This is a genomic window from Lacibacter sediminis (genome assembly GCF_014168535.1).
In the GTDB taxonomy this organism is placed as follows: domain Bacteria; phylum Bacteroidota; class Bacteroidia; order Chitinophagales; family Chitinophagaceae; genus Lacibacter; species Lacibacter sediminis.
The window spans coordinates 3,548,894-3,560,814 of sequence record NZ_CP060007.1; the positions used below are offsets into that span (position 1 = coordinate 3,548,894).

At 40.1% G+C, this 11,921-nt stretch carries 10 protein-coding genes; 7 read left to right on the forward strand and 3 right to left on the reverse strand.

Annotation, left to right across the window (positions count from 1 at the left end):
* The first annotated feature begins 93 nt into the window (after nucleotides 1-93).
* From H4075_RS15095 to gltS, 5 genes are all read left to right on the forward strand, one after another.
* Complete coding sequence (locus H4075_RS15095; protein ID WP_182801665.1) at nucleotides 94-573, forward strand: GIN domain-containing protein; 480 nt, start codon at nucleotides 94-96, stop codon at nucleotides 571-573.
* Between the two features lie 189 nt (nucleotides 574-762).
* The gene (locus H4075_RS15100) at nucleotides 763-1,050 is read left to right on the forward strand and encodes a hypothetical protein (protein WP_182801666.1); all 288 of its coding nucleotides are present in this window, start codon (nucleotides 763-765) and stop codon (nucleotides 1,048-1,050) included.
* Nucleotides 1,051-1,216: 166 nt separating this feature from the next.
* On the forward strand, nucleotides 1,217-3,757 hold the full coding sequence (locus H4075_RS15105; protein ID WP_182801667.1) for a phosphoenolpyruvate carboxylase: 2,541 nt from the start codon (nucleotides 1,217-1,219) through the stop codon (nucleotides 3,755-3,757).
* 274 nt (nucleotides 3,758-4,031) lie between these two features.
* Nucleotides 4,032-4,511: a hypothetical protein gene (locus H4075_RS15110; RefSeq protein ID WP_182801668.1), complete on the forward strand. Its 480-nt coding sequence runs from the start codon at nucleotides 4,032-4,034 to the stop codon at nucleotides 4,509-4,511.
* Nucleotides 4,512-4,736: 225 nt separating this feature from the next.
* On the forward strand, nucleotides 4,737-5,969 hold the full coding sequence (gltS, locus tag H4075_RS15115) for a sodium/glutamate symporter (RefSeq protein WP_182801669.1): 1,233 nt from the start codon (nucleotides 4,737-4,739) through the stop codon (nucleotides 5,967-5,969).
* A 51-nt stretch (nucleotides 5,970-6,020) separates the two neighbouring features.
* Here the strand turns inward: gltS and H4075_RS15120 are convergent, their stop codons facing one another.
* Nucleotides 6,021-6,833 (reverse strand): class I SAM-dependent methyltransferase, encoded by an 813-nt coding sequence (locus H4075_RS15120; protein WP_182801670.1) that lies wholly within the window; start codon nucleotides 6,831-6,833, stop codon nucleotides 6,021-6,023.
* A gap of 194 nt (nucleotides 6,834-7,027) precedes the next feature.
* Between H4075_RS15120 and H4075_RS15125 the strand changes: the two genes are divergently transcribed.
* Together H4075_RS15125 and H4075_RS15130 are read left to right on the forward strand one after the other, a co-directional pair.
* Nucleotides 7,028-7,903, forward strand: coding sequence for a carbon-nitrogen hydrolase (locus H4075_RS15125; RefSeq protein ID WP_182801671.1), 876 nt, complete (start codon nucleotides 7,028-7,030; stop codon nucleotides 7,901-7,903).
* A 68-nt stretch (nucleotides 7,904-7,971) separates the two neighbouring features.
* Nucleotides 7,972-9,021, forward strand: a complete 1,050-nt coding sequence (locus H4075_RS15130; RefSeq protein ID WP_182801672.1) for an agmatine deiminase family protein — start codon at nucleotides 7,972-7,974, stop codon at nucleotides 9,019-9,021.
* Between the two features lie 253 nt (nucleotides 9,022-9,274).
* Here H4075_RS15130 and H4075_RS15135 read toward each other — a convergent pair whose 3' ends face one another.
* Nucleotides 9,275-10,336: a porin gene (locus H4075_RS15135; protein ID WP_182801673.1), complete on the reverse strand. Its 1,062-nt coding sequence runs from the start codon at nucleotides 10,334-10,336 to the stop codon at nucleotides 9,275-9,277.
* Nucleotides 10,337-10,455: 119 nt separating this feature from the next.
* The gene (locus H4075_RS15140; protein ID WP_182801674.1) at nucleotides 10,456-11,856 is read right to left on the reverse strand and encodes an ammonium transporter; all 1,401 of its coding nucleotides are present in this window, start codon (nucleotides 11,854-11,856) and stop codon (nucleotides 10,456-10,458) included.
* Between the last annotated feature and the right edge of the window lie 65 nt (nucleotides 11,857-11,921).

Sequence of the window (11,921 nt, forward strand, 5' to 3'; positions counted from 1 at the left end):
TTTATGCGATTGTTTTCGCCTGTTTCCCGTTGCATCTTTGTGTTGTTAAACGAATCATCAAAAAAAGGCTGCAAAGCCAAAAACCTTATTATCATGAAACAATTATTCATCCTGTTCATCAGTGTGCTGTCAATGGCCACTGTTGCAAATGCAGAGAACATTACAAGAGAAGTGGATCTTACCGCTTCTGTTTACAGTATTGAAGTAAGCGACGACATTAATGTTGTGCTTACACAAAGTACAGATGCAAAACTTCGTATCACCGGCGAAGAGAAAGACAGCAAATCAGTATTACTCGATCAGAAGAATGGCCGTGTGCGACTCCTTAGCAAAAAAGGTTCACTTAAAAACAAGGTAACTGTTTATGTGCCCGTACAAAACCTGCACAAGCTCGTTATCAACGGAAAATCTTATGTACGCAGCAATGGTGTTATTGCATCAAAAAACCTGCAGGTAACAGTTGCAGGCGAAGCAAAAGTGGAGATCAACCACATTGGTGAGATTGCTTTTGAAGCAGACCAGGATATTGATCTGCAGATCAAAAAATGGCACACATCATACAGCAAACAATAATCTTCTGTATCAACAAATGAAAGCCATCTGCATATGCAGATGGCTTTTTGTTTCAGCACTAAACGGTTTATTCTTGGTTTACTACAGTTCACGCAACAATAAGTGCTATTCACATATTTATGCTATTGTGCAGGCCTATACGCATTATATATTTGTTCTGTGATTGATTGATCACAAAAAACAAACAACATGAAAAAAGGTATATTGATGGTAACAGTACTGGCGGCATGGTTCCTGGTAAAAAACCCGGAGTATACGCAACTGGTAAAAGGCAACAACACAGGCTTTCCCGAAAAAGCAATGGCGTTTGCAAAAACAGTGAAGAAAGACCTGTTTCAGTTTACTACCGTTCATTTGCCACAGGTAAAAATAAAAACAAACAATAGCAAGCATAAAACGCAATCCTGCTTTTTGCAGGTAACCAATGACAAACATTTATATAACCATGAACCCTTATTGATCGTAAACGGCCTTTAAAAAACACTTCTTCGTTATTAGTCACACCTATAATTACTTCAGTCTGATCTTGAAAGACACAGCCGCCCCGTAAGGCGGCTTTATCGTTTGCGTAAACAAATTTTTTCAACCCTTCAATTCTTTTTATCTTTCGCTCCACGATTGCCTGCCTTAAAACAGGATTACTATGTCATTTTCACATGCAGCACGTCTGCAACAGTTTAAGAACCTCGTAGGGATCAGATTTCAACTCTACAACAGTTTGTTTACGTCGCTTCCGTTTCATCGTATTGAGCGGACAGGTATTTTATTGTCTTTACTGCTCAACAACAGTGAAGATGGGTATAAGAAAAAACTGAGCCCGGTTGAAATACTTGAAGATTTCTTTAACCGTCATACCACGTACCAGAAAGAACAGGAACAGATCGATCTGCTTTTTCGCTTTGTACAATATGCCGAGCGACAGATCGTATTGTTTGATGCATTGGAAGATGCTTCGTTTCGTGAAGTGAACGACATGCAGGGTTCAGGTTCGTTGAAACAACTTTTTAACGAAGTGCAGTTAAAGCACAAAGAAAAAGAGCTGGAACAAAAGCTCAACGATTATTGCATCCGTTTGGTACTAACGGCACACCCTACCCAATTTTATCCCGGTTCGGTGTTGGGTATTATTCATGATCTGTCGAAAGCTTTGGCCGATAATAATGCAGGACTCATCAATACTTATTTGCAACAGTTGGGTAAAACGCCTTTCTTGAAAAAGCAACGCCCTACTCCCTACGATGAAGCAGTGAGTTTGATCTGGTATTTAGAAAATGTATTTTACACGGCGGCAGGTAAAATTTATACCTCTATCAAAAATCAGCTACAGTTAGGGATTGATTTTAACCAGCCATTGATCCGCATGGGTTTCTGGCCCGGTGGCGACAGAGATGGAAACCCGTTTGTAGTAACAGATATTACGTTGAAAGTAGCAGCACTGTTACGTGGCTCTATCATTAAATGTTATTATTTAGAAGTACGACGTTTAAAACGCAGACTCACTTTTACAGGTGTGGATGTTTTACTTGCCGGGCTTGAAAAGAAATTATACGATAATATTTTTATTCCCGGTCATACAACCAGTTTAAGCAAAGATGAAATACTTGCTACGCTGTTTGAGATCAGGAGTATTCTTATTCACCAGCACAATGGTTTGTTTCAGCAATCAGTGGAGCAACTCATTAACCGAGTGCAGTTATTCGGTTTGCATTTCGCTTCACTCGATATTCGCCAGGACAGTTCAGTTCACAAACAGGTATTGGCAAACATTGTAGCAAAAGACAATACTGTTGCATTACCATATTTACCTGGTTACAAGACCAACCCCGAAAATAAAGCTACTGATGAACTGGTGAAGGAAACACTGGATGTAATGAAAAACATCCGCAACATTCAACAGGCAAATGGTGAAGATGGTTGCAACCGTTACATCATCAGCCAATGTACAAGCGCTGAAAATGTAATGGAAGTATTTCAATTGTTATTGTTAAGTGGATGGAGCAAAGAAGTATTGCCGATTGATATTGTGCCTTTGTTTGAAACAGTAGAAGATCTGCAACAGGCACCAAAGGTGATGAAAGCGTTGTATGAGAACGAAGTGTATAAAGATCACTTACAGCAACGCAGGAAACAACAAACCATCATGCTTGGTTTTAGTGATGGCACCAAAGATGGCGGTTACCTCATGGCCAACTGGAGTATTTTTAAAGCGAAGGAAGAACTCACCCGCATTTCGAGTGAGTATGGATATAATGTAGTGTTCTTCGACGGACGTGGTGGCCCGCCTGCACGTGGTGGTGGTAAAACACATCGCTTCTATGCATCCATGGGCAAACAAATTTCCAATAAAGAAATTCAATTGACCGTACAGGGACAAACTGTAAGCTCCAATTTTGGCACTCACGATTCGGCACAGTTCAATATTGAGCAGTTGCTCAATGCTGGCATCAGCAACGATCTGTTCTCTTCTACCAAAGCGTTGGAGAAAAATGAAGAAGCATTGATCATGGAAGTGGCGAAGAAAAGTTTTGATGCGTATGTTGAATTGAAACAGCATCCTTACTTTATGCAATACCTGGTTGATGTGAGTCCGTTGAAATATTACAGCGATACCAATATTGCCAGCCGTCCTGCAAAGCGTGGTGGCTCTTCACGTCTTGAACTGAAAGATCTCCGTGCTATTCCTTATGTGGGTGCGTGGAGCCAGATCAAACAAAACGTAACGGGTTACTATGGTGTGGGCACGGCGTTGAAAGCATTAGACGACCAGGGACGTTTTCCTGAGATCAAACAACTGTATCAAAACTCGCTCTTCATTAAAACACTCATGGATAACTGTGAGATGGCGATGAAGAAATGTTTCTTCCCGTTAACAGAATACCTGTGTGATCATCCGGTGTATGGCGAGATCTGGCAGAAGATCTACAACGAATACGAACTCACGAAAAAATATGTGTTGCTGCTGAGCGGTAATACTGAGTTGATGGAAGATTTCCCGGTAGAACAATTATCGATTCAGATGCGTGAACGGATTGTAATGCCACTCATCACCATTCAGCAATATGCCATTGCGAAATGCAGGGAGATGAATGAACGTGGGCAACAATCGCCACATAAAGCAGCGTACGAAAAACTCATCATCCGCAGTTCGTTTGGAATTATTAATGCGGCGAGGAACTCGGCGTAAAAGATAAATTGATTGATATTGAAAAATCCGTGTACTGATTGTGCACGGATTTTTTTGCTTTAAGCATTGTGAAACACCGAACTAAAAAACATAATGTAAGTGAGGAAAATCAGAGAGTAGAAAACTAACATTTCAATATGAGTTGTATATATTAGCGTACTAGTGCTAAGAAGTGAATAGCTAACAAGCATACAATTAGTCAAAGAAATTTAACATTTAAGACAGACAAATGCCAGACAAAACGTTCGTAGAAGAAATTAAGCAGACAAAAAAAATGAAACGAACATTTGATGACTATCTGAACTACTTCATTTTGATATTTCCTTTCGGGTTTGTTTCTATTGGTTTTTCGATTGCATTTGGATACTTCAAACATAATCTAGAAATTCAACAATTACTAATTTCTATTATTCCAATTTCACTTGGACTTTTATTTGCCTACTTTACTTTAAAACGGCTGAATGAGAATATCACTTTTGAAATAATTGAAAATAAAAAAAACCTTGAAATAGACAATTTGAAAACAGCTTTAGAGAATAATTTTCGAATAAACGACATTTACATAGATGAAAAATTAGGTTTCATTGAAGTATTGACTAAACTAACTGGATTTTCTTGGGGAGAACGAATTACAATCATAAAAGACGGAAATTTATATTTAGTTAACAGCAGACCAAGTGGCACAAGTCAACCTGTAACAATTACTAAAGACAGAAAAAATATTAAAAAAATCAGAAGTATACTAACTGAATAAAATCTCACACAGCGCAAGTGTCTGCTTGTGTCATTAAACTCTCTTCATTTATTAGCATCAATACTTAATCAATCGTACCTACAGCGCAAAAAAAACACTTCCTGATTTTATCTACCGATCTGTTGTACCTGACGGCACATGCGAAAACCAGCAAATCAAAAAAAAGAATTACCCAATCCTGTTTTGTTGAAGTAACTTGTTTTGCAGACAAGCACATCAACCCATATGCCCACCACAGAAGCGACCATTCCACAACTAAACCTGGATCTTATTCAGACATTGGCCCTTGCCGGTCTGCTTTACTTAACAGGCATGTTGCTCAAAAAGAAAATAAAACTCTTTGAACAGCTCAACATCCCTTCTGCTGTTTTAGGCGGGTTGGTTTTTGCTGCTGTCAATTTAATTCTGCACAACCGGTTCCTGAATATCCAAAGTAATACTTCTATGCAATCGTTATGCATGATGCTGTTCTTTGCCTCTATTGGAACCAATGCAAGTTTTGGCTTATTGAAAAAAGGAGGGAAACAGGTGATCGTGTTCCTTATTCTTTCATCGGCTTTTTGTGTTATTCAGAATCTTGCAGGCATTGGTGTTGCCAGCCTATTTGGTGTATCAAAACTCTTTGGTGTAATGGCTGGTTCAGTTACACTGGTTGGAGGACCGGCAACGGGATTAGCATTCTCTCCTTTGTTTGAAGAACTGGGTTTAAAAGGTGCAGAAACAATTGCCATCACTTCTGCCACATTCGGCATTGTGTTCGGCGGATTACTTGGCGGGCCCGTAGCTACATTTCTTATCCGGAGATTCAACCTGGAGAAACAAACGAAAAAAGATGTGATCAGAGCGAAATCCGATTGGGCAGAAACAGATGAAACACTCGGCGTTGATATTACACATGAGAACTCAAGTTTTACCATGAGTCTTACAAATGTTGTGATCATCATCGGTTTGGGAAGTGCGGTCAGTTTTTTGATTGCAAAATCAGGCATCACACTACCCTCTTATATTGGTGCCATGATCGTAGGAGCTGTTTTCCGGAACATCAACGATAAAAAAGAATGGATGATCCTTGATCAAAAGGTCATTGATTTTGCCGGCGGCATTGCACTGAATATTTTTTTGCTGATCGCATTAATGGATTTGAAACTATGGGAGCTTTCCCACTTGGCCGGGCCACTTTCAGCAATACTTTTAACACAGGTGATCGTTGTTATTTTATTTGCACTCACCATCACGTTCGTATTGATGGGCAGGAATTATGAAGCGGCTGTGATGTCAAGCGGCTTTATTGGATTTATGCTGGGCACAGTTGCCAATGCAATGGCGGTAATGAAAACGATCGTCGATAAACATGGACCTGCACCACATGCCTTCATGGTGGTTCCGTTGGTGGGTGCATTTTTTATTGATTACATCAATGCACTTGTAATTACTGTGTTTGCAAATTTTTTGAAGTAATAGAATTGTGGTGGTTCCTTTTTGCAGAAAGCACCACAATTGAATTTGCATTTAACGTGTAACCGTTACCCGCAAAAATGTTGCAGGAATAGAAACACTGCCACTATCATTACTTTTATTCTGGCTGTTGAATAACTCTTCGAGTTCACGTTGCAGATCTGCTGCCTTTCCATTTTTTTCAGCTGCTTCAAATGCATTCATCGTTGGTCCATAAAAGTTTTTAAACCTGCTCACTAATTCTGCTGCAGGAAAAGGAGCAATAAACGAAAAGCTGTCCCGCATAAAAGAAATCTGTTCGGCCGGTACGCCTGCATTCACGAAGCGTTCGGTTACATTACTTTCCACTCCCCATAACATCGGGCTTATAAAACCTTCGGGTGGCGGCGGCGTGTATGCAGAACTGATCTTTAATATCTGTGCAACCAATGTAGGGTCGCCCGGTATCCAGTTACCCATAATTATTCTTCCGCCTTTTTTTGTTACACGAACCATTTCTTTTGCAACATCCATGGGCTTTGGTGCGAACATGGCGCCAAAGATGCTCACCACAAGATCATATGATTCATCCTGTAAAGCATTCAGATCAGTTGCATCTCCTTCCTGGAAACTGCAATTGCTCAATCCTTCTGCAGCCGCTCTTTTGTTGCCCGCTTCTACCAGGTTGGTTGCAATATCAACACCTGTAACAACAGCTCCAAGCCTTGCTTCAGGAATGGCTGTTGTACCATCGCCACAACCAAGATCAAGAACATTTATTCCTTTTGTGATTCCCAGTTGGGCTACTAATGCTTCACCGCTTTCACGCATGGTTTCAGCAATTTTTGTAAAATCGCCCTTCTCCCATAAAGCTTTGTTTGGATTCATTTGAATTTGTTTAGTTGGTCAAAATAGAAATTAAAGCGGATTATTTTACATCTTGTTTAGTAATTTTTTCTTCGGATATATTACAGAAATAAGCAACCTGCCGACTCTGAGGTCTGGCTGATAAAAGAGTAATAGATTGATAAGACTCCTGCACCCAACTATTTCTGTATTTTTGCCCGTCTTAAAAAAGCACTATGAGTAAAGTACAAGTCGGGCTGGTGCAAATGAGCTGTACAGCCAATAAAGAAGAGAATCTGCAAAAGGCAATTGCCAAAACAAGAGAGGCAGCTGCTAAAGGCGCACAGATCGTTTGTTTACAGGAGTTGTTTACATCGCTATATTTCTGCGATGAAGAGAACTATGATAATTTCCTGCTGGCCGAAGCCATTCCCGGTCCGTCAACAGAAGCGTTAAGCGCAGTTGCAAAAGAATTGGGTGTGGTGATCATTGCTTCACTCTTCGAAAAACGTACACAGGGTTTGTATCACAACACCACTGCAGTCCTCGATGCTGATGGTACCTATCTCGGCAAATACCGCAAAATGCATATCCCTGATGATCCGGCGTATTATGAGAAATTCTATTTCACACCCGGTGACCTCGGTTATAAAATATTCAAAACAAAATTCGCCAACATCGGCATCCTCATTTGCTGGGATCAATGGTATCCGGAAGCGGCACGGATCACTGCGTTGATGGGTGCTGAAATTTTATTCTATCCAACAGCTATTGGTTGGGCTACTTCACAAGATGAAGCAACCAATACCGAACAATACAATGCATGGCAAACGATGCAACGAAGTCATGCAGTTGCAAACGGCATTCATGTAGTGAGTGTAAATCGTGTTGGGTTAGAACAGAATGGGGCCATGCAATTCTGGGGTGGCTCGTTTGTAAGTAATCCGTTTGGCACCTTGTTATATAAAGCCACCCATAACGAAGAAGAAGTGCATGTGCAGGAACTGGATCTCAAAAAAACAGATCAGTACAGAACACACTGGCCGTTTTTACGTGACAGAAGAATTGATTCGTATCAACCAATTACGAAGCGATATATTGATGAAGATTAAACTGTTCATGGTTGATGGTTCATTGTTTATAGCAAGAGCCGCCAACTATGAACCATGAACTATTAACAATGAACTTACAACTTACTCCCAAAGAACTTGGCTACTACTTCCCTGCAGAATTTGCTCCACACGTTGCAACATGGCTTTCATGGCCGCATAAAGAAGCAAGCTGGCCCGGAAAAATTCATACAATCTTTCCATACTACGCACAGTTTATTAAAACACTGGCTTTAAGTGAGCAGGTGCGAATTAATGTTGCTGATGAAGCGATGAAGAATTTTGCATTGGGTCACTTACAAACAGCAGAAGTTGATCTGAGTAAAGTTGAATTCTTTTTTCATCCTACAAACGATGCATGGTGCAGGGATCATGGACCTGCATTTCTCATCAACCCAAAAGCAGAACAGAAAAAAGTAATTGTTGATTGGGGCTATAATGCATGGGGTGGAAAATATCCTCCATTTGATTTGGATGATGTAGTGCCAACACTTATCGGTAAACATTACAATATACCGGTGTTCAATCCGGGCATTGTGATGGAAGGTGGTTCTGTTGAATTCAATGGCAAAGGAGCTTTGATGACATCAACAGCTTGTTTATTAAATGAAAACCGTAACCCGCATTTGAATCAACAACAGATCGAAGAATATCTCATCAACTATTATGGAGTTGAACAGATCCTTTGGATCGATGAAGGAATTGTAGGCGATGATACTGATGGACATATTGATGATACGGTTCGTTTTGTAAACGAAGACACAGTGATCACTGTGATTGAAGAAAACAAAGCAGATGAGAATTACGATTTACTGCAGCATAATTTAAAACAGTTGCAACAAATGCGTTTGCTCAATGGTAAACAGTTGAATATTGTTGAACTGCCCATGCCTGATGAATTGATTTATGACGGGCAGCGTCTCCCCTGCTCTTACGCAAATTTTTATATTTCCAACAAGCATGTGATCGTACCAACATTCCGTTCTGCAAAAGATGACAAAGCTCTAAAGATCATTCAGCAATGTTTTCCTGAACGTGAAGTAGTGGGTATTGATTCAACAGAAATTATCTGGGGATTGGGAAGTTTCCATTGTTTAAGTCAACAGGAGCCGGCAGTATAATCATCAATTTAATTTCTATATGAGGAAACAATGTGTAATCGTTGTTTCCTTTTTTTACGCTTGCTATTATCGCTCACGTATTACACTGATTTACGCAGAACAAAATCTGTGAACATCTGTGAAAACAATGAGCTATAAATCTTTTAAAAACGAAAAACCCCCCGTAAATACAGGAGGTTAATCGATTACCTGCTATAGAAAGAGCAGGTCTGCCATATATAAAAAAGGAAACTAAATAACTTTAGATCCTCCCTTAAAAACTTACTACGGCAGCTAAAATAAATGAACCCGTACTTTTTTGTGATGGAGAAATTACCGGATCACTGTTCTTGTAATAGATTGCATCTTTTGCAGCATCCAATCTGAATTCAGGAACGATCATGATACCTGGCACTGGTTTGATATTGAATGAAAGTGTACCTGCAGTAACCGGAGATCCGCCGAGGTATCCTGTAATATCATCTTTATCAGAAAAGTGTTCTCCTCTGAGAGTAATACCAAATTTATCTGTAGGGTCGATATTTACATACAATGCAGTGCCCCACCATGATACATTAGGGCCAGCTGCTGAAGGATCAACTGTTTTGTAAGCAGCATCAAGACCAAGTCCGAGCTTACTGGTAACTGGTGCTATAAGCGTTAAACCAATCTGGTTAACACTGTTATCGCCTAAATCTTTACCACCAACATAATTGAGGTAAGCATTTAAATGCTCAGATGTTTTGCTTAACTGTGCAATAAAATTTTTCTTCGCAAATGGTGCAGAAATGTAATCTGTTGGGTTTGCGATACCAGCCATTAAGCCAAAGCCTCCACCTAATGTGAAATCAACTTTTAAACCTGTGTGTGTGAAAGGACCGTAAGTGAAGAGATGGCTCATGCTGTAGTTACGATTCAGTTGCGGATCAACCAATTCATAACCCATATGCGTTGCCCATTTACCCATTGTAAATTTCACTTTATCTGAAGGGGCGTAAGTAACATATGCCTGCTTAATTGCAGCCAAAACTCCTGTTTCATTATAAGAGAATTCAGCAGCACGTGTGCCAAAACCAAGATCAGCAACAGCACCAATTTTTCCTTTTGTATAATCAAACTTTACTGAAGCCATACCCAGTTCAAACGAATTGTGTGAATTAGTAAAGCTGGTATTATTATTAAAAGAAGGAACAGCTTTTGCGTTATTAAAATTATAACGGTAGTAGCCATCTACTGAACCGGTAATTTTAAGTGTACCAGTAGTAGAATCCTGGGCCTTTGCAGTTAGAAATAATGACGAACATACGATAGCTAATGCAGAAATTTTTCTTAACATTGTAGTATTGCTTTTAAGTGTTAATAAGGGTACAGCCGATGTATTGCGTCAACAATACATCATTACGCTGTACCTTTTTTTGGTTTGTGAATGTTATACTTTCTAAGCTGAGGATAAGCTTACTCAGCAGTATTTGATACTTCTTCTTCTTTCATTGAACCGTTCTTAGATACCAACAGTGTACCCTGTAAGTACTTCTCATTGTGTTGAGTGGCATCAAGACCAAGCTCTTCTTCTTCTTCAGTTACACGCATTGGAAGAATGAAGTTGATGAATTTGAAGATCAGGAATGAAGCGGTAAAGCTGAATGCAACAACAATAGCAAGTCCCTTCAATTGTGTAAAGAAGAAATCAGGATTGCCGTAAAACAAACCGTCGTTACCGGCTGCATTTACTGTTTTTGTTGCAAACAAACCAGTCATGATCATACCAACAATACCACCAATACCATGGCAAGGGAATACGTCGAGTGTATCATCAAGACTTGATTTTTGCTTGTAATAAACAGCAATATTTGAAATGATGGCAGCTACTGCGCCAATGAAGATACTTTGAGGAACTGCAACAAAACCAGCTGCAGGTGTAATAGCTACGAGACCTACTACAGCACCAATACAGAAACCGAGAACAGAAGGTTTTTTACCACGCACAACATCAAAGAACATCCAGCTCAAACCTGCTGCTGCAGCTGCTGTATTAGTTGTAGCGAATGCAGATACTGCAAGACCGTTTGCACCTAATGCAGAACCTGCATTAAAACCAAACCATCCAAACCATAAAAGCCCTGTACCGATCAATACGTAAGGAACGTTAGCCGGTGGAATCTCTTTATTTTCAATGTGTACTTTTCTACGTTTTAATACCAAAGCACCTGCAAGGGCAGCACAACCTGCTGAAATGTGTACAACAGTACCACCGGCAAAATCGAGAACACCCCATTTAAACAGGAATCCATCAGGATGCCAGCTCCAATGCGCCAATGGTGCATACACGAGTAAACAGAACAACACCGTGAACAGGATGTAAGAAGTGAAACGGATACGTTCAGCAACCGCACCTACTACCAGACCCGGTGTAATGATCGCAAACATCATTTGGAATAATGCAAACAATGCAAGCGGAATACTTGGTGCTAAACTCCAGGGAGCGCCTGATACTACATCTTTAAAGAAAAGGAATGTTGTTGGGTCGCCAATAATGCCACCTTGAGATTGGCCAAACGCAAGACTGAAACCTACAACTACCCAGAGCACACCAACCACGCCGGCTGCTACCACACTTTTGATCATGGTAGAGATCACGTTCTTACGGTGTACCATCCCGCCGTAAAAGAAGGCAAGACCTGGTGTCATCAAGAATACTAAAGCAGTTGCTACAATGATCCAGGCAATGTCTGCCCCATTGTAAACACCTTCTTTGTCTTCAAATGCTGAAGCAGCCGGAATAAAGAGGGCTGCGATGGCTACTGCCGCCAAAATAAGGAAGGGGGCAATTTGCCGGGGGGTTACTTTTTTAATCATGGTCGATCGATTTTTGGTTTAGATATTAATTAATTATCTAATTAATTATTATTTAACTAAACTAC